The sequence below is a fragment of the Alkalihalobacillus trypoxylicola genome (genome assembly GCF_001590785.1).
Lineage (GTDB): Bacteria > Bacillota > Bacilli > Bacillales > Bacillaceae_D > Alkalihalobacillus > Alkalihalobacillus trypoxylicola.
On record NZ_LTAO01000018.1, the window covers coordinates 1 to 24,594 of the forward strand.

General features: G+C 35.6%; 16 protein-coding genes and 1 pseudogene. 7 read left to right on the forward strand and 10 right to left on the reverse strand.

Annotated features, from left to right (window positions below; genetic code table 11):
* Window positions 1-352: 352 nt before the first annotated feature.
* Window positions 353-1,975, reverse strand: a complete 1,623-nt coding sequence (locus tag AZF04_RS11975) for a catalase (RefSeq protein ID WP_412459207.1) — start codon at window positions 1,973-1,975, stop codon at window positions 353-355.
* A 463-nt stretch (window positions 1,976-2,438) separates the two neighbouring features.
* On the opposite strand from AZF04_RS11975, the gene AZF04_RS11980 reads away from it, so the two are divergent.
* Window positions 2,439-3,080: an FMN-dependent NADH-azoreductase gene (locus AZF04_RS11980; RefSeq protein ID WP_061948926.1), complete on the forward strand. Its 642-nt coding sequence runs from the start codon at window positions 2,439-2,441 to the stop codon at window positions 3,078-3,080.
* A 100-nt stretch (window positions 3,081-3,180) separates the two neighbouring features.
* On the opposite strand, the pseudogene AZF04_RS21600 reads toward AZF04_RS11980, so the two are convergent.
* Window positions 3,181-3,584 (reverse strand): annotated as a pseudogene (locus AZF04_RS21600) (transposase); the annotation flags it as partial.
* Between the two features lie 316 nt (window positions 3,585-3,900).
* On the opposite strand from AZF04_RS21600, the gene AZF04_RS11985 reads away from it, so the two are divergent.
* From AZF04_RS11985 to AZF04_RS12000, 4 genes are read left to right on the forward strand one after another with little or no spacing between them, the layout of a single operon-like run.
* Window positions 3,901-4,968 (forward strand): iron-siderophore ABC transporter substrate-binding protein, encoded by a 1,068-nt coding sequence (locus AZF04_RS11985; RefSeq protein WP_061948927.1) that lies wholly within the window; start codon window positions 3,901-3,903, stop codon window positions 4,966-4,968.
* Entirely contained in the window at window positions 4,961-5,998 is a 1,038-nt protein-coding gene (locus tag AZF04_RS11990; RefSeq protein WP_061948928.1) for a FecCD family ABC transporter permease, read from the forward strand. Before AZF04_RS11985 ends, AZF04_RS11990 begins: the two co-directional genes overlap by 8 nt.
* A complete protein-coding gene (locus tag AZF04_RS11995; RefSeq protein WP_061948929.1) occupies window positions 5,995-7,026 on the forward strand; it encodes a FecCD family ABC transporter permease in 1,032 nt (343 codons plus the stop codon). The genes AZF04_RS11990 and AZF04_RS11995 overlap by 4 nt, the downstream gene beginning before the upstream one ends.
* Window positions 7,026-7,838 (forward strand): ABC transporter ATP-binding protein, encoded by an 813-nt coding sequence (locus tag AZF04_RS12000; protein WP_061948930.1) that lies wholly within the window; start codon window positions 7,026-7,028, stop codon window positions 7,836-7,838. Before AZF04_RS11995 ends, AZF04_RS12000 begins: the two co-directional genes overlap by 1 nt.
* 51 nt (window positions 7,839-7,889) lie before the next feature.
* Here AZF04_RS12000 and AZF04_RS12005 read toward each other — a convergent pair whose 3' ends face one another.
* From AZF04_RS12005 to AZF04_RS12035, 7 genes are all read right to left on the reverse strand, one after another.
* Complete coding sequence (locus AZF04_RS12005; RefSeq protein WP_061948931.1) at window positions 7,890-8,675, reverse strand: peptidoglycan-binding domain-containing protein; 786 nt, start codon at window positions 8,673-8,675, stop codon at window positions 7,890-7,892.
* Between the two features lie 544 nt (window positions 8,676-9,219).
* A complete protein-coding gene (locus AZF04_RS12010; RefSeq protein WP_061948932.1) occupies window positions 9,220-9,966 on the reverse strand; it encodes a YhfC family glutamic-type intramembrane protease in 747 nt (248 codons plus the stop codon).
* Window positions 9,967-10,631: 665 nt separating this feature from the next.
* Window positions 10,632-12,971 (reverse strand): alpha-xylosidase, encoded by a 2,340-nt coding sequence (gene yicI, locus AZF04_RS12015; protein ID WP_061948933.1) that lies wholly within the window; start codon window positions 12,969-12,971, stop codon window positions 10,632-10,634.
* A gap of 41 nt (window positions 12,972-13,012) precedes the next feature.
* Window positions 13,013-14,674, reverse strand: a complete 1,662-nt coding sequence (locus tag AZF04_RS12020) for an ABC transporter substrate-binding protein (RefSeq protein ID WP_061948934.1) — start codon at window positions 14,672-14,674, stop codon at window positions 13,013-13,015.
* Between the two features lie 44 nt (window positions 14,675-14,718).
* Window positions 14,719-16,245: a response regulator transcription factor gene (locus AZF04_RS12025; RefSeq protein ID WP_061948935.1), complete on the reverse strand. Its 1,527-nt coding sequence runs from the start codon at window positions 16,243-16,245 to the stop codon at window positions 14,719-14,721.
* Window positions 16,246-16,247: 2 nt separating this feature from the next.
* Window positions 16,248-18,026, reverse strand: coding sequence for a sensor histidine kinase (locus AZF04_RS12030; RefSeq protein WP_061948936.1), 1,779 nt, complete (start codon window positions 18,024-18,026; stop codon window positions 16,248-16,250).
* Between the two features lie 180 nt (window positions 18,027-18,206).
* On the reverse strand, window positions 18,207-19,391 hold the full coding sequence (locus AZF04_RS12035; protein WP_061948937.1) for a DUF418 domain-containing protein: 1,185 nt from the start codon (window positions 19,389-19,391) through the stop codon (window positions 18,207-18,209).
* 164 nt (window positions 19,392-19,555) lie between these two features.
* Here AZF04_RS12035 and AZF04_RS12040 point away from each other — a divergent pair, with 164 nt between their 5' ends.
* A complete protein-coding gene (locus AZF04_RS12040; protein ID WP_061948938.1) occupies window positions 19,556-20,290 on the forward strand; it encodes a response regulator transcription factor in 735 nt (244 codons plus the stop codon).
* Entirely contained in the window at window positions 20,277-22,019 is a 1,743-nt protein-coding gene (locus tag AZF04_RS12045) for a sensor histidine kinase (protein ID WP_061948939.1), read from the forward strand. Before AZF04_RS12040 ends, AZF04_RS12045 begins: the two co-directional genes overlap by 14 nt.
* Window positions 22,020-22,351: 332 nt before the next feature.
* Here AZF04_RS12045 and AZF04_RS12050 read toward each other — a convergent pair whose 3' ends face one another.
* The gene (locus AZF04_RS12050; RefSeq protein ID WP_061948940.1) at window positions 22,352-24,280 is read right to left on the reverse strand and encodes an endonuclease MutS2; all 1,929 of its coding nucleotides are present in this window, start codon (window positions 24,278-24,280) and stop codon (window positions 22,352-22,354) included.
* Window positions 24,281-24,594: the final 314 nt, after the last annotated feature.

Sequence of the window (24,594 nt, forward strand, 5' to 3'; positions counted from 1 at the left end):
AAAAACGATTAAACGGCCTTAGCCCTATGGAATATAGAGCTAAAGCCGCTTAAACATTTTTTATTATTTCCACTGTCTACTTGACAGGGGGCACTTCACAGTAAGGAGGGTTCTTGGTTCGTTCTTGATGTTTGTATCCATTACACATCATAAAAACGATTAAACGGCCTTAGCCCTATGGAATATAGAGCTAAAGCCGCTTAAACATTTTTTATTATTTCCACTGTCTACTTGACAGGGGGCACTTCACAGTAAGGAGGGTTCTTGGTTCGTTCTTGATGTTTGTATCCATTACACATCATTTCAATTTCCGCATTAGGATTTTCTTTAAAAGTAACTTCTGTCCCAGCCCCTAATAAGGATCAGATACTTCACTTTCTTCAATGGCCTGTTGAATAGCCGCTTCTGAACTATCTGCTCCCATTGCATTGCGGTGAGAAGGATGCTCTGTTGTTTTTTCTGATTTTAAACCTTCACTAACTCGTTCTCCGTATTCCTGATCGCATTCGAAGAAAAAGTTGACCATTGTTTCTTGAATCTTTTGGTCGCAAGGCATTAATGCCTTAACTAAGTTACTAATTAACTCATCCTGTTCCCATTTGGCGAGTCGTCTATAAGTTTCACCGGCCTGCGCATAATCATTTGTTCGATCAATTGATTTTCTTGAAAGTTCTCCTGACACTAACGGAGTATATTCCTTACCCTCTTGTTTACTCTCTTTTAATCCCCCTAAAATGCTCGGCTCATAATTCACATGAGGATTTTGCTTTGTTCCTTGATCGACATAATACTGCATTTGTCCATCTCTTTGGTTTGTTGCAACATGCTTTTTCGGAGCATTTATAGGTAACTGTAAATAGTTTGTCCCTACACGATAGCGCTGTGTATCAGAGTATGAAAAGGTTCTTCCCTGTAGCAATTTATCATCTGAAAAATCTAGCCCATCAACAAGCACTCCTGTTCCAAAAGCGACTTGCTCGACTTCTGCAAAATAGTTTTGTGGATTTTTATTGAGAACCATTTTTCCGACCGGTACCCAAGGAAATTCCTCTTTTCTCCATAATTTTGTCGGATCAAGAGGGTCAAAATCTAATTCAGGATGTTCATCATCAGTCATCACTTGAACAAACAATTCCCATTCAGGATAGTTCCCCTCTTCAATCGCTTCATATAAATCCTGTGTAGCGTGATTAAAATTCTTCCCTTGTACTTGCTCTGCTTGTTTTTGAGTTAGATTTTTGATTGGTTGTTTTGGCTCCCAGTGGTATTTGACTAAGTGAGCGACTCCTTCCTCATTAACCCATTTATATGTATTTACTCCCGATCCTTGCATCATCCGATAATTCGCAGGAATTCCCCAAGGAGAAAACAGAAAGGTAATCATATGAAGAGCTTCTGGTGATTGAGAAACAAAATCGAAAATACGCTCTCCATCCTGGATATTTGTAACAGGGTCAGGTTTGAAGGCATGAACTAAATCAGGAAATTTAAGCGCATCTCGAATAAAGAAAATCTTTAAATTATTACCGACTAAGTCCCAATTTCCATCCTCTGTATAAAATTTGACGGCAAAACCCCGAGGATCTCTTAATGTTTCAGGTGAATGTCCACCATGTATGACACTAGAAAATCGAACAAACACCGGGGTTTGCTTTCCTTTTTTCTGAAATAATTTGGCTCTAGTATATTTGGCAATAGGTTCATTCCCAAAAGAGCCGTAAGTCTCAAAATATCCATGAGCACCTGCTCCTCTCGCATGAACCACTCTTTCTGGGATTCTCTCTCTATCAAAATGACTGATTTTCTCAAGAAAATCATAATTTTCTAACGTAGTCGGCCCACGGCTACCTACTGTTCTCATATTTTGATTATTTGTAACTGGATGGCCTTGGCGATTCGTAAGGGTTTCTTCATTCTCATTTGTACCGAAACGAGCATCTACTGAATCCCCTTCTCCTGAAACATTTATACCAATGGAGTCTTTCTTTTCTTTACCCAAATAAACACTTCCTTTCAAATCTTTTCCTTCACGATTAAGAATGTCCTACTCACAAGATTAATATGTACAACGATAATAAAAATCGTGATTACCTGAGGAAAGAAATAGAGTGTTTACTCAGATTTTTTAAGAGGCTTGGACAGGAATAGAAAGAAACTTCAAAACGAAGGAGTGATGACAACGTGTATGAGTATAAGAAGCATTAAAGGTATCAGCTAACCCTGAAAATCCTAGGTTTCTCCTGAAGTGGTTAAACTTAACATTTTTATATGATTCATCTTTCTAAGCATAGCTTTTAATCATATTTCTGCTTCTTGATTAGTAGAATTTTATATTTTACAAGCATTTTTATTTACAAAGTACCTTCATTTCTGTTACAATTCAAAAGTTACTATAAAAAGTATAGTTAAATATTACGTTTTTTGGAGGTTTTTTTTAAATGAATGTATTAGTTATAAAAGCAAACAATCGTCCTGCTTCTGAAGGAGTTTCAAGTAAAATGTATGAAACATTTATGGAAGCTATTCAAAACAATAGTGAGCTTAAAGTGACAACTTATGATGTATTTGCAGAAGAAATGCCATATTTTGGTCAAGAGCTTTTTGATGCATTTGGTAAATTACAGACAGGTGCTGAATTAAATAAAACAGAGCAAACGCTTCTAAACGCCAAACAAAAAGCAATGGATTTACTAACAGCTGCTGATCTTGTCGTTTTTGCTTTCCCGCTATGGAATTTAACAATTCCAGCACGTTTACAAACATTTATTGATTACACATATGCAGCTGGATATTCATTTAAGTATGATGAAAATGGAAATATGATCAATCTTATGACTGATAAGAAAGCTATCTTCTTAAATGCCCGTGGTGGTGTTTATTCCATTCCTGAAATGAACGCGATGGATATGTCAATTAACTATTTGAGAAATGTTATAGGTGGCATTTATGGTATGGAAATCATCGATGAGGTGATTATTGAAGGCCATAACGCATCACCTGATAAAGCGGAAGAAATTATTCAAAATGGCTTAGAAAGAGTGAAAGAAGCTGCATCAAAGCTTTCTTTACAAAATGTATAATTCATAAATGACTAGCGGGTGGGACATAACCCTCTTTAAAAACAAAAAACGAGTCGCTTGAACAGAATGTTGTTCACTCGACTCGTTTTTTTGTTTCATTCTTTTGTTTTCTCTCCACAAGATGACGAAACTCTTTCCGATACTGCTTTTGTACCTTTCGCTCCGTTCGTCATACTTTTCTGTCACTGACAACCTCACTCGCTTCAATCTGACGATCAAAAGCTTCTACTTTTTCATCTAAATGCCGGAGTTCCTCATACATCTTCAACGACTTTTCCACTTCCTTTTGAATGGGCACGGAAACGATTGATTGACCGATAACTTGGTTCTTCTCCTTGGGCAAGCCACATCATATGAGGATGATAAGCCGGACACCCCGTTTCGCGGTAGAATTCATGGAAAGCTTCCTCTGGAATACTTTCGACTAAGCGATGAACGGAATAGGCAATGTCGTACTCTGATCGTTTTCTCTCTAAAATCTAAAGGGAATATCACGTGATTCAAAAATAAACGTTCTTATTTAGTGGACGAAAACATGCGGAGACTCCCGTGGGATTTAGTGGCAGGTCGAAATCCACTTTTTTGATAAAAAAGTTAGTTCGGCGCCACCCCACAGGACGCGGAGCATGATTTCGGGAACGGAGAGCGGAGAACTGGTTATCATCATCCACTATCACTTCTATAAACAGTTTGTTTTTATATTTGACACATAATAGTATGAAAATTTCCTTAAATATGATTGACAATTTTATCGAAAGGGTTTATCGTTGATAACGATTATCAATTTCATAACAAAACAGCATAAAAGGGGTCTATTTATATGAAAAAAATATCTTTGTACATATTAATGCTTTTATTATTATCAGTTGTTTTAATTGGTTGTTCTACATCTGATTCAGAGGAAGAAAATACAACGGATAACAATAGTGATGAAACGACATCAGAAGAAACAACAGAAAATGAAACGGATGCAGAGTATCCTATCACAATTGAACACGCTTTAGGTGAAGCCGTTATTGAATCAAAGCCAGAAAGAATTGCTACGATTCAATGGGCAAACCATGATATTGTACTAGCACTTGGAGTTGAGCCAGTTGGTTTTTCAGCAGCTAACTTCGGAGTAGAAGATGATAGTGGATTACTTCCTTGGACAACAGAGAAGCTTGAAGAATTAGGTATTGAAAATCCAAACATTTATCAAGATACAGACGGATTAGATTTTGAAGCCATTGCTGATAGTAATCCAGATGTTATTCTTGCGGCATATTCTGGTATTACAGAAGAAGATTACGAGATTTTAACTCAAATTGCTCCAGTGGTTGCTTATCCAACTTCTCCTTGGACGACAACTTGGCGTGAACAAGTATTATTAAATGCAGAAGGTATGGGAATGAAGGAAGATGGTGAGCAATTAATTGCTGATACCGAGCAATTAATTGAAGATAAAGTAGCTGAATATCCTGAAATTGTTGGTAAAAAGATTGTATGGGTTAACTTCTCAGCAACTGATATGTCTGGACTACACCTTTACACACCAACTGACACAAGAGTTTCATTTTTACAAGAGCTTGGAATGGAATACCCTGAAAATATTATTGAAATGATTGAAGATGAAACAGCTTATTCTTTAAATTTAAGTTCTGAAAATGCTGATGTATTAAATGAAGCAGATGTTATTATCGGATATGGTGATGAAAGCTTATACGAAGCAGTTAAAGCCGACTCACGATTAGGACAAATCACTGCAATTGAAAGAGGTTCTGTTGCATTTATTGGTGGAAATTCTACTCTAGCTGCTTCTGGAACGCCTAACCCGCTTTCTATTGCTTACACGATTGACGACTATCTTGATATAATCGCTGATGCTGTCAGCAAGATTGATGAGTAATATTGTTTTAAAAGTAAAAGAACCAAAAAGCTATAAACCAAAATTTTTATCCATTGTAATCATTCTCTCTATTATTCTGCTATGCATTTCTATCGTTGCATCATTAGCATTAGGCTCTAGAGTTGTCCAATTAGAAGAGTTAATCGCAGGTTTATTTCAATTAGATATGAGTTCTTACGGTGTCAGTGTAGTACAAGAACGGATACCGAGAACAATATTTAGTTTATTCTGCGGTGCAGCTTTAGGTGTCTCTGGAGCTCTTATGCAAGCAGTGACTAGAAATCCGATTGCCGATCCGAGTATATTAGGTGTCAATACTGGAGCTGCTCTGTTTGTTGTAGGAGGAATTGCTTTCTTCAACATATCTACAGCTTCTCAGTTCATTACATTAGCGATAATTGGAGCAATGATTACAGCCATTTTTGTATATGGAATTGGCTCTATGGGGCGAGCAGGTGCTACGCCCCTAAAGCTTGTTTTAGCTGGAGCAGCCACTAGTGCCGCACTTTCTTCTTTAATTACCGCAATTATGCTTCCACGTTCTTATGTTATGGATCAATTCAGATTTTGGCAGGTTGGAAGTGTTGGAGCAGGTACTTGGAGCTCTGTTACTACTTTTCTACCTATTTTAATCATTGGTATTATTTTAGCTATCGTATCTGCATCCGCTTTAAATGCTTTAGCACTTGGTGATGAAGTAGCAACAGGACAAGGAGTTCGTACAGGTTATTTAAGAATGATCGCTGCCTTTTCGGGAGTTATTCTCTGTGGAGCAGCAACAGCTTTAGCAGGTCCTATAGCTTTTGTGGGGCTTTTATCTACCCATCTTATACGGTTAATTTTAGGTCCCGACTTACGTTATCTTATACCCTTATCAGCCATTTCTGGTGCGATTATTTTAACAATAGCCGATGTAACTGGTAGACTTATCGGTGGTACTGGTGAAGTGGAAGCTGGCGTTGTTACAGCCTTTATAGGAGCTCCCATACTCATCCTATTAGCTACGAGAATGAAAGTGCGGTCATTATGAAAAATTCAACGATCTCGATTATTAAACAGGGACAAAAGAAAAGAAAACAACGCTGGCTCATTGTTAATATTCTGTTAATCATCCTTGCATGTTGCCTTTGTTGTTTGATGTTATTATTAGGTAATACCATTTACCCGATCCAAGATGTGTTTCGCTCGCTTATGGGAGAAACGTTAAGCGGGGTTAATTTTGCCGTTAATACAATACGACTACCAAGAATGTTAGCAGGCTTTTTTGCAGGAATTGCATTTGGTATTGCCGGAAATACCTTTCAAACGATGCTACGGAACCCCCTTGCAAATCCTGATATTCTAGGAATTACAGCTGGCTCAAGTGTAGCGGCTTTATTTTGCATTCTAATTTTTCAAACGAACAATACAGTTGTTTCCTTAGCAGCTGTAACAGCTGGATTGCTTACAGCCATTATCATTTATTTTTTATCAAGAGGAAAATCCTTTGCGATTGGACGTCTTATACTTGTCGGGATAGGAATTCAAGCGATGCTTAGCGCCCTTATCTCTTATCTCCTAATGATTGGTGCCCAAGAAGATATTCCGAGTGCATTAAGATGGTTAAGTGGAAGTCTTAACGGTGTTCAATTATCTAGTCTTCCTCCACTTATGATTACCGTTTTAATTTGTGCTCCTATTGTCTTGTTTCTAAGCAAGCATTTAAGTGTATTAGAGCTAGGTGAACAATCAGCCACCTCATTAGGATTGAATACAAATATGGTAAGGTTATTGCTCATTTTATGCTCGGTTTCTATGGTTGCGATCGCTACAGCTACTACAGGACCTATTGCTTTTGTCGCCTTTCTTTCAGGTCCTATTGCTAAGAGATTAGTAGGAGCTGGACAATCCAATGTTATTCCATCAGGTCTAGTTGGTATTAATTTAGTTTTAGCAGCGGACTTGATTGGTCAATTTGCTTTTGAGGTGCGGTATCCTGTTGGAGTAATAACAGGCCTTCTTGGAGCTCCATTTTTGCTCTATTTACTCATCCGAATGAACCGAAAGGGTAGTTTATAATGAAACCAATTCATACATTTCAAACAAATTCTGTTACAACTGGATATGACCAAACGACTATACTACATGAAATAAATGTAGCTATTCCTAGTAACAAAATCAACGTTATAATCGGCGCTAATGCTTGCGGAAAGTCGACTTTGTTAAAAACGATGGCTCGCTTACTCAAACCTCAATCAGGGCAAATCGTTTTAGACGGTAAATCAATTGATAAAATTCCTTCAAAGCAATTAGCACGAACGTTAGGAATTTTACCTCAATCCCCTATTGTACCTGAGGGCATTTCTGTTTCTGATTTAGTCGGAAGAGGTCGTTTTCCTCATCAGTCTATTTTTAAAAGCTGGCAAAAAGAGGATTATGAGGCTGTCGCAAGAGCGATGGAAATTATGAATATTACGGAATTAGCAGATCGGAACATTGATGAGTTATCAGGAGGTCAAAGGCAACGAGTATGGATTGCAATGGCTCTTGCTCAAGAAACCGATATATTATTTTTAGATGAACCAACTACTTTTTTAGATATTGCCTACCAAGTCGAAATTTTAGATATGCTTACCGATCTTAATAAGAAATATGGGACAACCATTGTTATGGTCCTACACGATATTAACTTATCAGCTCGTTATGCAGATCATATTTTCGCTTTAGAAAAAGGAAAACTTATAGCAGAGGGTAACCCGACAGATGTCATTACAAGTGAATTGGTACAACAAGTTTTTGGTCTGCATAGCACAGTAATAAAAGACCCGATTTCCCAGTCTCCTTTAGTCATTCCAATAGGCCGTTATCATAACAAAGAAACTAACATTTAAAAACACCAAAGAAGCATTCCTTAAGTAAAGGAATGCTTCTTTATTTATCATCTATTCTATACTATACATTAGAGCTTGATAGGTTTCTGCCCCTACTACTCCATCAACCTCTAATGATAGCTCCTCTTGAAACTCCATTACATGCTTTTCTGTTTCAGGCCCAAAAATGCCATCTACTGCCGTTCCATAGCCTAATCGATTTAATTGCTCTTGAGCACTTTCGACAATTTCTCCTCGGTCTCCCATTCTAACCGGTTCTTCAAAAGCAGGATATTTTGGCTCTTCAATACTATACATTAAGGCTTGATACGTTTCTGCATTTACAATTCCATCAACCTCTAATGATAGCTCCTCTTGAAACTCCATTACATGCTTTTCTGTTTCTGGTCCAAAAATGCCATCTACTGCTGTTCCATAGCCTAATCGATTTAATTGCTCTTGAGCCATTTCAACAATTTCTCCTCGGTCTCCCATTCCAACTGGTTCCTCAAAAGCTGGATATTCTGGCTCTTCAATACTATACGTTAAGGCTTGAGAGGTTTCTACATCTACAATTCCAGTAACCTCTAATGATAAATCCTCTTGAAACTTCATTATTTGTTTTTCTGTATCAGGTCCAAAAATACCATCTACATCCGTTTCATAGCCTAAACGATTTAAATCTTCTTGAGTCCTCTCTACGATTGCTCCTTGCTCTCCTAATCCAAAAGGTCCCTCAAAAGGAGTAACTTCAGTTGAAGCTTCTACAACTCCAGAGTTATTGTTAATGGTTACAGGCGCAAATATTAGAGCTGTAGTAAGAAGACCTGTTGTAGCTAGTACGGGTAATCTTTTCACAAGAAATCTCTCCTTCATTTTATTTTTTGTTGCTTAACGGTCTATAACCTTGTTGCATTCATTTTAAACGACATTTTCTATTTTAATCGTTTATCATACTTTCGCATCAGGCTCTCAGTTATATAAGTTTTCATAAAAAAACAATGAAATGGGCTCATTTCCAAGGCAGAAATGCAAATCATTCCATTGTTGATAGACAATAATAACCTTTCAAACTCAACAATCTAGGCTTTTACCGCTCAACTGAAGTATTTTTTATTAAGTGAATCCATTTCATCATTCATATTTTATAAGAAAATCGAACGATTTGGTTTTTGATTTCCACTTAAGGTAGATGCTTTCCCAAGGGCTTGTCTTCAGCTAACTCTGACTACGCAGGCTTCGTCAGAGTGGATCTTCAGACTGCGCTGATCCTTTGGGAGTCACTACCTACCGTTTCAATCAACGAGTGAATTCAAAAACTCTTAAAACATATTTTATAAGATGACTTTATTCGTTTATAAAGCAATGATGAAGTTCACTCAAGTAAGAAAAGCAAAGCAGCTTACTCCTTATTGAAAAGTGCTCTAGACTTTATCATAAATAGGATGCTCATTGCAGCCAATACAGCGATGATTAGATTAACTAAATAAATATTGGTCAATGCACCCACTTGATAAAGAGCTGCCGGGGTTATCGTAATAGCATGTGCGAGAATACTATATCCTAAGTATTTTATTTTCCCTGATTTAACCGCATATAAAACTAAAATCGATAAAGCCATATGTATAATAAGCAAAAGGATTCTTTCGATAAAACCTAATACTGCATAAGAAGCTGTAAAGGATTGCAATTGGTCTACAATTACTTGATCCATGAATTCACCTTCATTGATAAGTGTAGCAGCACTTACCATACTCAAGCTTGTAAACCCCATAACCAAAGTAGATTCAAAGCCACCATAACCAATACCAAACCCTAAACCATCCTTCCAATCTCTATATTTCTTTAGTAGATAAGTAAAAATAGCATATCTTCCTAATTCCGTAACAAGACCAGTCGTAATCGTCATATAAGGAATATAGATAAATGGTTGTCTCATTACTTCAGAAAGCTGTTCATTTCCTAAGAAAATAGAATGAATTAAGCCTAATATAATTTGTGAAACGAAAAAGAATGATAGCATTCCGATTAATATCACTTTTAGAGAAGATTTAAAAACAAATTTTGCTACTAGTATAAAAACAGCTGGAATAATAACCGATAAATATACACTTAAGGTTAATACCTGAATCGTACTTTCTTCAATCATTTTATAAGCCTACTCTCTTTTTCTTTTATCATAACAAATTTTTCACCTAACTGAATCAATTCATCATGTATATATTATAATAAAAACCGAACAATCTGGTGTTTAATTTTCACTATAGGTAGTTGCTTTCCCAAGGGCTTGTTTTCAGCTAACTCCGACTACGCAGAGCTTCGTCAGAGTGGATCTTCAAACGGCGCTTATCCTTCGGGAGTCACTACCTACCGTTACAATCAACTAGTGAATTCGAAACATTCAAGAATTTTTTTAATAAACGTTCGGTTTCATTCACTTATAGAGCAATGATGAAATTCACTTAACTTAGTAAAAGTTTCTTCCTTCATAAAGTAAATGTACAACCTATTTTTATTTATATGAGATTAGTAGCAAACCATCCAGTTGTAGCAACTCTTGAACTGGTGTGTAATGATAACTACACAAATAACGAACAGAACCTTCCTTCTTTTAACAAGAAGGAAGGTTCTTGTAAATTATAAGTAATTTCGCGTACACATCTGATGGAATAAAGTGACCATGCCGATTAGTTACACAGCCACTCACTGGATGAGGAGTGTCTTGGAGAAGCGAACAGCCGAAGAACCTAATTCTGTTCAATTTACTACTCAAGAGGGTTTTCCCACCCAGTTGGTTCCTGAAATGGATTGAGCTTAAAAAATGCGGACAGAGACCACCCCAGAGCTTGCTTCAGCTTTAACAAGAGTACCTAACGGGTGCTCTAAAAGCTGACAATTTTCATTCTCTACCTTTACGTCATTTGAATGGATGTTGCGCAAAATAAAGGTCATATCACTTAAAGATTGAACCGTATCCCATGAGAAGGTATACCTATTATTTTCTCTCTTAGCTGTTACTTCTATAGCTTTTTTTCCATTTTGGTCATGTAATACGGCAGATGCTTCTCTATTATTAGATAAAGAAAATACATGCCATTCGTGTTCCTGTTCATATTGATAATCAGGTACATATTTATCCTTACCAAGTGCAATGATTGACTGTTCCCTTACAAACAAAGGCAATGAAAAGTAATGATATTCTTCCTCATACCATTTTCCCCCTTCTAAAACCTCATTCGTTAATAAATGAGTCCAGCTTCCTTCTGGTAAGTAAAAATGCCCTTTATGATTTTCGTTAAATATCGGTGCTACTAAAAGATGGCTTCCTAACATATATTGCTGATCTAGATAGTGACAGGTCATATCCTTTTGAAATTCTAAAATCATCGCTCTCATCATAGGTAATCCGTGTGTATGAGAGGCAACCGCTTCTGTAAACAAATAGGGCATAAGCTGATTTTTTAATTTGGAAAAAAATTTAGTTACTTCCGCAGCCTCTTCATCATACATCCATGGCACTCGGTATGATTGGTTCCCATGTAATCGGCTATGACTAGATAATAAACCAAAAGCGACCCATCTCTTAAATAAATCTGGAGTAGCATTTTGTTCAAAGCCACCAATATCATGACTCCAAAAACCAAAGCCTGATAATCCTAGTGATAATCCACCTCTTAAGCTTTCGGCCATTGATTCATAGCTTGCATAGCAATCCCCACCCCAATGAACAGGGAATTTTTGACCACCGACTGTCGCAGAGCGAGCAAATAGCACGGCTTCATTTTCTCCCTTTTCCTCTTGTAGCACTTCAAAAACACTTTGATTATATAGATAAGTATAATAATTGTGCATTTTAAAAGGATTTTCTTGATTATGGTAGATGACATCTGTAGGAATTCTTTCCCCGAAGTCTGTTTTAAAGCTATCTACACCCATGCTAATGAGTGCACGAAGTTTATTTTTAAACCAATGACAAGCATCCGGATTAGTAAAATCAACAAGTGCCATCCCCGGCTGCCATCGATCCCATTGCCAAACATCTCCGTTTGCTGTTTTAACAAAATAGCCCTTCTCTACACCTTCATCAAAAAGACTCGATTGCTGAGCAATATAAGGATTAATCCATACACAAATTTGCAAATTGTTTTTATCCTTTAAACGTTCGAGCATCCCTTTAGGATCTGGAAAAACCCTTTGGTCCCATTCAAAGTCACTCCAATGCAAGCCTTTCATCCAAAAACAATCGAAATGGAAAACTCTTAAAGGGATTTCTCTTTCCTTCATGCCCTCGACAAATTGAGTAACCGTTTTTTCATCATAATTGGTTGTAAAGGACGTCGAAAGCCATAATCCAAATGACCATGCTGGAGGAAGTGAGGGTTTACCTGTCAATGTTGTGTAATTTTCAAGAACCTTTTTTAAGGATTTTCCTCCAATGATAAAATATTCGAGTGATTCTCCTTCAACACTAAATTGTACTTTTGATACTCGTTCAGATCCAACTTCTAATGATACCTTTTCTGGTTGATTAATAAAGACTCCGTAGCCCTTATTAGAAAGATAAAATGGAATATTCTTATAGGACTGTTCAGTACTTGTCCCCCCATCCTCATTCCATATATCAACTACTTGCCCATTTTTTATAAATGGAGTAAATCGCTCACCTAGCCCGTAAATTTTCTCTGAAACACTTAAGCTTAATTCCTCTCTCATGTAATGATTTCCTTCTTGATCGGTCACATATGCCATTGACTTCATTTCAGTTGATGTTATGGGTTGATTACCATTAAAAAATTGAATTCCCCAATGCTCACCGGTTTGTACATGAGCCTTTAGCTGTCCATTAGAGAAAAGAACAGATTTCTCTTCCCTTTCAATCGTACCTTGATTTTTTTCACTATTCAGCTCAAAATTTGGACCAGCATTCTTTATTCCTTTATGATGATAAACTTTTACCTTTATAATATCTTCCAGAGGACTCGTTAATTCAACGGTTAAAAGTGAAACATCTAATTGACTATAACGATTTGTCACATCGCGTGGAGCAACATAAAACGTAACCTTGTGTTTGTCTATAATCGTTTCATAATGCTGAACCGCTGGAATTAATTGAATTCCAGGCTGTAACATCCAATTCCCATCAATAATTTTCATAGTCTTTCAACCCTCTCATTTTCTGTTTAATCTGGCAGAGCTCAAGATTGCTCCCATAATTTCATTCGTTCTTTAATTAACCGACTGTACTCCTCTTCAGCCTTTTCAATACCAATATCTAGAAGTTCATTCATAAATGTCTCCCATACAGAATCAAATTCACTTGGTTCTACTAATATGACCTCAGGAATTCTTTCCTTTACTATTTCTAATGCCTTTTGATTAATCACGGCTAACTGTGAATTAGGATCGATTGAAAGGTTAAAGGCTGAACCCCAGGCCTTTACAGGAAATGCCTCTTTGGGAGGGTATAACTCCTTCCACATACTCACTCCAAAAGAACGTAACACCTCCTTTTCAATGGATGTATATGAATCTATAATTTGATCTGGACTAGCAATGGTATATGTTTGTCCGGTAGAGTCTTTAACACCATCTCCATAAGAAGGTGCAATACTATCCAAAACACCAATACCGGTTTTCTTCACATAATTAGAGTCATGATTTCGTTGAAACATTTCCTCCTCTGAAATCACCCTTTTTCCATCGATTATTTGATAATGTTTATTTTCTATGCCCCAATTTTGTAGTATCTGCCCTTCTTCAGAAGCTAAAAAATCAAGAAATTGAATGGCTAAAATCGGATCCTCACAATCAACCGTTATTCCTACTCCCCAGCCACCTAAATAGCCTGTATCCTGGAAATTTGGGTGATTATATTCTTCCGATAGTGTCACTGGATACATCCCATACATTCTGTTTTCCTTCCCTTGCTCTCTTAACATCCTTTGTGCATCACTAACAGACCACTCAGAATCTATCAAACCAAGAACTCGTCCGGATGAAATTTTTTCGAGATATTGCTCATATTTCTGGACGAAGCTTTCAGGATCTAACAGACCACTATCATTCATATGGTTAAGCCATCGAAAATACTCTTTCTCTTCTGGACGACGATAATGTAGCGTTGCTTTATATGTCTCTGGATCCACATAATATTCTCCATCATCTGAAGCACCCGTTGCATAAAAAGCTGGGTTAGTGGTAGAAATGAGGATACGCCAATCGTCTGCTAATAATGATAAGCCAATTGTAGGCTCGCCATCTATAGTTGGATAACGCTTCTTATACCTTCTAATCGCTTCTTCAAAATCCTTAACCGTTCGAATCTCAGGATAACCTAACTCCTTAACGACATCATGCTGCAGCAAAAATCCATTGTCCGGAGCCCAGTACGTATGATCTATACTTACCGTACTCAGTATATAGATGGAGGGATCTTCACTACTCCATCTAAGACGATCTAAATAATCTCCATAAAGCTCTTTAATATTGGGCGCATACTGATCTATTAAAGGGGCCAAATCAATTAATGCCTCTGTATCCACTAGAGTACTAGCTGAGCCCTTTGGTAAGATTAAATCCGGATACTCACCATTTGCAGCCATTAAAGCAATTTTTTGTTCACCTCCATTCACATCAAATTCAGCCTCTATTTTGACACCCGTTTTTCCCTGGACCACTTGGCTAACAGGACTTTCCATATAGTCCCATTGAGAATGAAAGTCTGCACTAAAAAGCGTAAACGAAACATATTCTTCCTCTCTTGTTTCATTCACCTCCAAAGCTTCTTCCGATTGACAGCCCACTAGGATGAATATGAATAGAAATATGAATAAGATTTGGTCTTGGTTTCGAATCATTTTCCTCTCTCCTTATTAAAACCTCTATTTAACCTAACACCCCACTAGCCTGATTTAGTTTCCGTAACCTTACTTCTTTTAAATGTAGTTGGTGAAATCCCTACATATTTTTTGAATTTACGATGAAAATAATCAACATTTCCATAACCTATCTCTTCTGCTACTTCGTATACCTTTTTTCCATCTAAAAGCAACTGCTTTCCTTTCTCAATTCTTGTCCGGTCTAAGTAGGTATTAAAATATTCACCTGTATATTTTTTAAAAAGCTTTCCCAAATAAGCGCTGTTATAATTTAATAAATCTGCTAAGGATTCCAGCTTTATATTTTGATGAAAATGATTATGAATAATCACAATCATTTTTTTTATATGAATGTCTAAGTCTTGTTGTTGAATGTTTTCTAAAATAGGCATTAGCAAATCCATTACTTTATTTAAAAAACGTTTTTGGTTCATTTCTTCTAAACAATGATGGAGCTTCGTTGCTTGAGCTTGACTCAAATCTTTCAAATCAAGATTTGGAGCTTTAAATTCTAATAAGACCTTCGATAAAATCAATAAAAAGGTCTCCTTTATTTCATTCTCTGATACTTCTCGCACAATAAATGACTCCATTAATTGCTGAAGATAATTCTGTACAAATTTTTCATCTCCCAACTCTAAGGAAAAAGTTAATTTTCCTGTTAATTCCTTGAGGGTCGCCTGATCATCACAATTCGTTTGTTGATTATAAGAAGTTGCTGAAAAAGGTCGAATTAATGTATTTTCTGGGAAATAAAATCGGTATTCCAACAAATTTAATGATTTCCAATATTGCTCTCTCATCTCTTCATATGAAGTAAAAACTTCACTTTTAACCATGTAAAAATAATCTTCTGAACTTAACGGCTTCCACCTTTTCATCATGTCTTTTATTGGATTCTCTCCATCAAAAGGAGTAGTGAGGAATATCGTTAGTCGATGACCATTCCAAAATAGATAACCGAATTCTTTATTCTCAATTTCTTTTTTGAAGAATTCCTTTTCATAAATTAATTGCACTGGCTTTTTATTCTGATAATAAAATTCAATAAACAACATTTGACAAGCTGGACTCCTTTGGAAAACTTCAACAATCATTTCAGATGGCTCTGAGCAATCTCCAATCCTTAATAATTCGTTCTCTAATTCTCCAAAATTGAATTGCTTTTTTTTCTTACTAAACAAACTATTTTGAATTTTTTTGATACAATCCGTTAAGTCATCCTCATCAATCGGCTTTAACAAATACCCATCTACTTGGTAAACCATTGCTTTTTGAGCATATTCAAAGTCTGCAAAGCCACTTAAAATTAAGACATGTACGTCACTGTTTTCTGCTCTTATTTGTTCAAGTAATTGAAGTCCATTCATTTTAGGCATTTTGATATCAATGATCATTAAATCAGGTCGAACTTTTCGGAAAAGCTCTAATCCCTCCATTCCATTTTTAGCAGAACCACTAATTTCAAAATTAAAGCTTTTCCAGTCAATTACGGTCTGAATTCCCTTACGAATCATCGGTTCATCATCAACTATGATAACTTTATACATTTTCAGTCCCCCTTTGGAATTAAAAAATGAATAAGCGTTCCTTTTCCTTCTAAGCTTTCAATCTTCAAACGACTTTCCTGTCCATATGTAATTCTTAAGCGTTGGTCTACATTACGTAAACCAATACGAGCTGATTCATCCTCCTCTTTATTTAGAGTTTGTTTGATCTCGTTTATTTTTTCATTCGAGATACCTATCCCATCATCTTGAACAGCAATGAGAACATTGTTTCCAGTCGTTGTGATTTTTATCAAAACAAAGCCCCCTTCCTCTTTATCTTCAAGACCGTGAATAACCGCATTTTCAACTAAAGGTTGGATCAACAAGGGCTGGATACTCCAATTCTTTAAAGACTCGTCAACTTCTATAGAATAGTGCAGCCTTTGCTCATATCGAAATGTTTGGATTTCTAAATAACATGTAATCATTTCTAATTCATCTTTTAGAGATATCTTACTTCCACTTACTTCAATGCTCTTCCTCATTAATTTCCCTAACATTTTAACAATCGAAGCAATTTCCTTTTGACCCTGCATATGTGCTTTCATTCGAATGGATTCTAATGTATTAAATAAAAAATGAGGATTTATTTGGCTTGCTAATAACCTTAACTTCATTTCATTTTGCTTTTGTTCTAAAGTATTCTTTTGTTCGGTTGTTTCCTGTACTTGTTCAATTAATCCATTTATATTGCGAACCATCTGATTAAATTGAGCAGATAACTGCCCTATCTCATCCTTCCCATCTACAAAAACACTAGAATCTAAATTACCTTCTGAAACTCTTTTAATCTGAAAGCTTAATCTGCCTAACCTTTTGGTTAACAGCCAAGAAACGACAATAATTAGTAGCAATGCAAATATGATACCAATGACTGTAATAACCATTCCTAGGCTTCGAAGATAATTAGCATCTTTTTCAATATGCTTAGTGGAAATAACAGATACAACCGTTAAATCATTATAACTAGACTCAATGACCAATGGCTTGAACATAATTTGGGAAGCTTCTCCATTTACTATCCCTGTATAAATAGATTCTTCTTTTTCTTTTATTTCTTCGAGTGACATAACACTATCAATATTTTTACCAATCAAAGTTTGATCGTTAGATGAAATCACTTGCTGACTTTCATCAATCAATAATGTTAAATAAGATTCTTGGTTTAAAATCCAATGTAGTTGCTCCGGGTTAATATTAATTACTAACATTCCTGATGTCTGATTATCAATAAAATAAATTTTCCTTGTTAAACTTAAATAGGATTGATGATGATTCGTTTCATCAGATATAAAGTGCCAGCCTATTAAACCTTTTTCTTGAGTAGATTGGGCATACCAGTTCGTATCCGCAATTTCATTAGTTAGTGGAATGAAAGACCAATTATTCAGTAAAGTAGGATTATCCATATAAAAGCGAATATTTGATATTTCTGAATAAAATTGTAAATAATTTTCAAAGGTTAAGTAGTTTTGATAGGATTGTACGACTTCGTACGTATGCTGATATTCGGTATTCACTAGCTGATTTAAGTTTCGGTCAAATTGTAGATGATTCGAAATATGAATCGGAATTCTCAATATTTGGTTCACCCTTTGGTTCACACGCTCAATATTAATCTCAGATTGAAGTTTAGCATCCTCTGTTGCTAAACTTCTTAATTCCTCTGTTAAAATTAGACCAACGATCGCAATCGGAAACGCCACAACCAAAAGAAAAGCTACTATTAATTTTCCTCTGAGCTTTAAGTCATTGAACTTTTGTAGCAGGGCACGGAACATCGATATTCTCCTTTCCAAAGAGGAAAGTAATCGCTTTCATTTTATTTATTCTATTATACTAAAACGAAGTCCTTTTTTATCAATTGATTTCAGCGCTATTTTTATACAATAATCATGTCATTATTAGTGATTCACATAAAAAAACCATAGTGGCTCGATTCACACTATGGTTTTCGTTTGCTATGAACTTTTTCTTAAGTAGGTTTGATCGGTTTGATTTTTTCTCATAAGCGACCAATTCGTCACACATCTTAATACATATTCAAAGGGTCCGTACTTCCATTTCTTCAAATAATAATGACTAAGAACGATTTGAACAGAAAAAACTAAAATCCCAAGTATGATTCCATAAACGACACCTAATTGACCATATAATCCTAATCCGTAGCCGTAAAAAATAAATGTACAAATCACACTTTGCATCAAATAATTGGTTAAAGAAAGCTTCCCTACATTCGCTGCCCCTTTAAATAGTGGAAAGTACTTCATTTTTTGATAAATAAAAGCTATAAACAAAATATAACCCATAGCTAGTAGATTCGCCCCAAGAGCAGACAACATTCCTAGCCAATGAATATCAGGGAGTATAAAGTAAATGGATTTAAAGCAAATGGCTACAGGAATCATAATCAGAGATGCTCGATACAGTTTCATTTGTTCATCTGGTTTCTTAAACCATTCTTTTTTAGCTGCATACATACCAAACAAAAATAGGGGAGCTGTCACAAATGGCATCAAAATTAGGGCTACCAGCAATGCCTCGGGTGGAATCCCCATTATTTTAAACGGATCAGCTTCTTGTCGATGCTCCAAAATATCAGTATAACTCCCAAGTGTTTTTACTTCTGTTGTTAATGAAATATATTGTTCTATTCCTTGCTTGTCAACGCTCTCTGTATCCTGAGTTCCATAACCTGTAGCTGTCGCTATCATTAATAGAATAATCGTCCAAACAAGAATCGTTTTTGATTTTCTAGCCACAAAGACTAATAGAATAATACCAAGCATACCGTAAGTTAATAAAATATCTCCATCCCAAATATATGTAGCATGCAAAAACCCTAATATCATTAAAAAAAGAAACCTTCTGAGAAGTTTTCTTTTTGGCTTTTGGTTATTTTCCAAGCTTCTCTGACGCATCATGACCATTCCATACCCAAATAAAAAGGCAAAGATAGGCATAAAACTACCTTCTACAAAAATTTTCAAAAAGTAATATCCTATCCAATCAAGGGTCCCTACTGAAAACAAGTCTAATTCATCTTTTCCAAACATTCCATATTGAAAGATTAGTAAGTTGCTTAATAATATTCCAAATAAACATAACCCTCTTATAACATCTATTAACTGTATTCTTTGCTGCAACTATATTCCCTCCTTGCTTTGTTACCTTAAGCATAAATAACATTCTTTAATAAAAAAGAAACACGAGCTTACGAGAAGATAAAATAAATAAAAAGATGTTAAGGCAGTCGTAAGGTTCATATGATAAAATCCCTTTGTACAGAAACTCTGTTTTGAGGTGAAATATGGAAACAACTATTCTAATAGTCGATGATGAATCATCGATTGTTCAACTACTAGATACCGTGTTAAAAAAAGAAGGGTTCAGCTCTATATATAGGGCGTTTAACGCTAAGGAAGCTTTAGAGCTTGTCAAAAAACACTCCTTCGACTTTATTATTCTAGATGTCATGCTCCCAGATCAAAGTGGATTTGAATTATGCCCAATTATTAGACAGCATTCTAATGCTTATCTATTATTTTTAACGGCTAAAGTTTCAGATTTTGATAAATTAACAGGATTCGCGATTGGTGCTGATGACTATGTGACCAAGCCCTTTAATCCTTTAGAAATCATTGCTAGAATTAAAGCTTATCTTCGGAGAGAGTCTATTTCAGAGGCGCCTTCTGCTTCTGTTCAAATAAAAGGTTCGAAAAAAACGATTCATAATTACAGAAGATTTTCATTAAATGAATTAACAGGTGAATTGATGGTTGATGGAAAAAATGTGCCCTGCCCTGCTCAGGTATTTTTACTGCTCCGTTTTTTCTGCCAACATCCTAATCAAATTTTTTCGAAACATCAATTATTTGAAGCTGTTTGGGGAACGAATCATTATGTGGATGATAATACAGTCATGGTTCATATTAGAAGAATTAGAGAAAAAATAGAAAGTAATCCAAGTGAACCTAAGCATCTCATTACGGTAAGAGGTCTAGGGTATAAATTTTTAGAGGCTCCTGCAGATGAAATCTATTAAACGAAGATTGGCCACTCAATTTACTATTCAATTTTTAATTTTTTGTTTTTTAGGGATTTTAACGTTTTTAGTGCTTTTTTTCTTATTCGCTAACTATTTAATGAGGGAAGAAGTCAAGCATAACTTCGCAGCGGGTGCTTTAGAAATAATCGCTGCAGAAACAATAATTTATGATGATCATGATATTAACTTTAGAGAAAGGTGGGCGCAGGAGTTAATAGATAAAGATTTATGGCTACAAATTGTTAATTTCGATGGAGAAGTCATATACTCTGTTAATACACCTCCAGATATTCCTACCTTTTATAGCTTTCATGATATGTTAAATATTGAAGCTACACAGAGACATAGTCAATATTATATTCAACATTATCTAGAGTCTGTATACGACGAACCCTTTTTATTTTATCTTGGGTTTCCTTTAGAAGAGCGAGAATTGCTCGATCAGTTCTATGAGCAATACAATGAGAACGGTCTTATTTCTGTTCAAGGTCAAAAGGAATTACCGTCTCTATTAAATAACCAAACTCTATTAGTTATTGACCAAGATGGAAAACTTCTACAAAGTTTTGGAGCAGACCTTCTCCATGAGGACGAAATCGGAGCCCTTTCTTTATTTTCGAAAAAGAAGCAACCTGGAAGTCACTATTTAAGTTACCATTTTGATGAAACATCACAGCATTACTGGCTTTTAACATCAGAGCAAGAGCACCATCAAAACTTTACGAATCAATCCTTTTTTTATTTTGCCTTTTGGGCACTTCTTCTTTCATTGCTGTTTGTACTAATATTAGGTATCTTTTTTACAACATGGCATGTGATTCGCTATGGAAAGCCATTAATGTTTTTTGTTGGCTGGTTAGAGCACTTGAAGAATGGTCAGTATGATTTAATTTCTGTTGATCAATCACAAAAAAAGATTCTCAACAAAAAAGGAAAGGTACGATATAAATATCGCTTATTTGAGCCTATCATGATCTCTTTCTATGCCGTTGCATCCAAGCTGAAGAAATCAGAGGAAGAAAAAATGAGACAAGACTCACTCAGAGAAGAATGGTTAGCCGGCATTTCTCATGACTTACGAACCCCACTTTCCTCCATACAAGGTTATGGTCAGCTACTAGAAAGCAATCAATATCAATGGTCACAAGAGGAGCTTTTAGAAATGGGGCAGGTCATTACGAAGCAAAGTTTATTTATGCTAGACCTATTAAAGGATTTTTCATTAACCTTCGAATTAAAAAACAATGACCACTCAAAAACATTTTCAAAGGTCAATTTTAGCAAGCTAGCTCACCATCATTTATTGAAATTTATAAACGACCCTAACTATAACGAAAATAGCTTTTCATTCGATGCACCAAATGAAAACCAGTTTATTCTTGGAAATGAAAATTTATTAGAAAGACTTTTAGATAATCTTGTATCAAATGCCATCGTTCATAATCCGAAAGAAACTAGTATTCATATCTCGCTGAGAAAAAAATCATCACACATCGAATATATTATTTCGGATACGGGAATTGGCATGGATGATGATACCCAGAATCATTTATTTGAACGATATTATCGTGGTACTAATACCGAGCAGAAAACAGATGGCAGTGGGTTAGGTATGAGCATTTCAAAAGCAATTGTTGAAATTCATCAAGGAAGCATTACTGTGGAATCTAATCTTAATCAAGGAACAACCATTATCATCTCCTTCTGCCAAAAACTAAACGATTAAGCAAACCATTACCGATGAAATCAAGAAATTGAGCTTTTTGACGTTTTAAAAAGCGAGCAACGATTAGCTGTTGCTCGCTTTTCCTTCCGATTGAAGTCTCCCTTTTGACCGGTACTCTATTCGGCGGCGTTTCCACTTTCGGTTGAAGACTCCCTTTTGACCGTAATCGGCTCGGTGTCAGCTGCCTCTTCTCATGATGCCCGCTCCTATTAAACGGCGGCCTCGCTTTTTTCTATCTGTTTGATTCACAGTATCTCTCAGCTTATTTGCGAAGCTCTACTTCATAAGAATAAGTGACTCTGAAAGCTAACTTTGCTAAAAGCACTTATTTTCTATTCCTCTTCAAGGAAATCGTTAACATGCCTTTTGTTCATTTGTTTTTTTAATTTACGGTACTTTTTCGATTGAAATAAAATATCAAAATCATATCCTTCAGGGTATAGCTCTTCCGCTCTTTGCTGGAGCCTTAATCGCCGGTGATTAATCCATATTTTTTCACCCTTTATTACAATGAAATAGTCACCTTTTTCATTTGGCCCCTGATAAACAACGGCCGTTTCACCGGTCTTTAAAATTTCTACTGTATCTCCTTGATTCCACTTTTCTAATTCCTTTGTTTCTTTATTCTCTTTTCTTATGGAAATAGATGACTTTTTGTTAATCTTGATTTGGTCACTGTAAAAAGCATTAGACAATGTTTCCTGAGTAAGTGGAGTCAAAAACTTAGGTTTAGTACCATAGGTTAGTTGATGCGCTTCCTCAATTAAACATGGATGAAGACCTAGCTTGTGAGCAATTTGAAAAGCTTGGCTTTTCCCAGCTTCTCCTATTAATAATCTGTAAGTAGGAAGTAAGCTTTCAAGGTCAAATTCCATAGAAGCATTCAGAAACCCTTCTGTTTGGTCAGCAAATTCTTTCATTTCACTATAATGAGTTGTTGCAAATAATGTCGCTCCCTTTTCAAATAATTGCTTTAATAATACGACTGCTAAATTCATTCCTTCACTTGGATCAGTCCCCGATCCTAATTCATCTGCTAAAACAAGAGAGTCACTGCTTACTTTTTGTAGAATGTCTATCATATTTACAAGCCTCGAGCTAAAAGTACTTAAATTACTTTCAATACTTTGTCCGTCTCCGATATCGACAAATATACTCGTAAATATAGGTAGGCTCGTTCCGTTCTTAGCAGGCACATGAATTCCAGACTGAGCGAATAGTATCATTAGACCAACGGTTTTTAATGTGACCGTCTTTCCTCCCGTATTTGGACCAGTTATAACCAAAGCCCTTTCATTGGCTCCAAAGGATATAGTCAAGGGTACCGCCTTTTCCTTTAATAAAGGATGTCTTACCTCGTTTAAATCAATTATTTTTTTATTATTTAAAATAGGACTGGTTCCATTTATTTCTATGCTGTACTTTGCTTTTGCAAAGATAAAGTCATATTGATACATTACATCTGTAGCCACCTTAATTTCGATCTCATAGGTTAAAAATAAAGCCGTTAATTGATATAATATCTTTTCAACTTCATGTTCTTCAGCTAGCTTCATATAGTGTAGTTGCTCTCTTATTTCCGCTAACTCAGCTGGCTCTATATAAATGGTGGAACCTGATGAAGATGTATCAACAATCGTTCCATTTACTTTTTTTCGATGCTCCTTTTTTATGGACAACACCAATTGTCCCTCTCTTTCTATCAAGTAGTTTTCTTGCAATAAAGGAGCATATTTTTTTGATTTTAAAAGTGCTGACGCTTTCTCTTTTTGCTTCGTTTTTATTTGATACATTTGTCGCCGAATGGTTAACAATTCATTCGTTGCATGATCATCTACTTTACCATTACGAATAGATTGATTTATTTTTTCCATTAGAGAAGTCATGTCTCCAAAGGAATATACGAAGTTCGTTATATTTGGAGCGACCGCGTCTTTATTTTTCATAAACCTTTTTAGCTTTTGACAATGATCAAGGAAAGATAAAATAAGCATAAATTGTTCAGGATTCAAGAACAGTCCTTTATTTGCTTGCTCCATATAATTTTGTATTACATCAGTTGAATGAATAGGAACACTTGAACTAATCTGCAAAATTTTCTTTGCTTCTTCGACCTCTAAAAGCTCTTTTTCTATTATATGACGATGATATTTCGGTTTTATTTGTAAAATATTATCTTTTGCCCACGCTGTTCTTGTATAGTTCGCAATCTGTTCTAATACTTTATTAAATTCTAACGTAAGAAAGGTATGTTGATTCATGTTCTTGTCTGGCCTCCTAATTTTTTGGAACCAAAAAAACCACCATGAACAAAGCTCATCGTGGTTCAGAGATTTCTAAAATAAAAACACTACGACCTATTGTCATAGTGATAAAAATAGAGCTGTATCCGCTCTTTATTTTTTATCTTTTCATCCTGACTATGATTATTGTTCTTAACAAATTAAAAGGCAACACAAATAAACGAATAGGAAAGAAATTTTTTTCCATTCAAAAAGCCTTTTAAATCCGTATTTAATTAACGGTTAGTTAAGAACACTCACACTCATCAACATTCTCCTCTGTTAGAAATCCA

Excerpts from the sequence above, each read along its gene's own strand:
- AZF04_RS11980 (WP_061948926.1), top strand. The coding sequence starts at position 2,439 with ATGAATGTATTAGTTATAAAAGCAAACAATCGTCCTGCTTCTGAAGGA.
- AZF04_RS11985 (WP_061948927.1), top strand. The coding sequence starts at position 3,901 with ATGAAAAAAATATCTTTGTACATATTAATGCTTTTATTATTATCAGTT.
- AZF04_RS11990 (WP_061948928.1), top strand. The coding sequence starts at position 4,961 with ATGAGTAATATTGTTTTAAAAGTAAAAGAACCAAAAAGCTATAAACCA.
- AZF04_RS11995 (WP_061948929.1), top strand. The coding sequence starts at position 5,995 with ATGAAAAATTCAACGATCTCGATTATTAAACAGGGACAAAAGAAAAGA.
- AZF04_RS12000 (WP_061948930.1), top strand. The coding sequence starts at position 7,026 with ATGAAACCAATTCATACATTTCAAACAAATTCTGTTACAACTGGATAT.
- AZF04_RS12010 (WP_061948932.1), bottom strand. The coding sequence starts at position 9,966 with ATGATTGAAGAAAGTACGATTCAGGTATTAACCTTAAGTGTATATTTA.
- yicI (WP_061948933.1), bottom strand. The coding sequence starts at position 12,971 with ATGAAAATTATTGATGGGAATTGGATGTTACAGCCTGGAATTCAATTA.
- AZF04_RS12020 (WP_061948934.1), bottom strand. The coding sequence starts at position 14,674 with ATGATTCGAAACCAAGACCAAATCTTATTCATATTTCTATTCATATTC.
- AZF04_RS12025 (WP_061948935.1), bottom strand. The coding sequence starts at position 16,245 with ATGTATAAAGTTATCATAGTTGATGATGAACCGATGATTCGTAAGGGA.
- AZF04_RS12030 (WP_061948936.1), bottom strand. The coding sequence starts at position 18,026 with ATGTTCCGTGCCCTGCTACAAAAGTTCAATGACTTAAAGCTCAGAGGA.
- AZF04_RS12040 (WP_061948938.1), top strand. The coding sequence starts at position 19,556 with ATGGAAACAACTATTCTAATAGTCGATGATGAATCATCGATTGTTCAA.
- AZF04_RS12045 (WP_061948939.1), top strand. The coding sequence starts at position 20,277 with ATGAAATCTATTAAACGAAGATTGGCCACTCAATTTACTATTCAATTT.
- AZF04_RS12050 (WP_061948940.1), bottom strand. The coding sequence starts at position 24,280 with ATGAATCAACATACCTTTCTTACGTTAGAATTTAATAAAGTATTAGAA.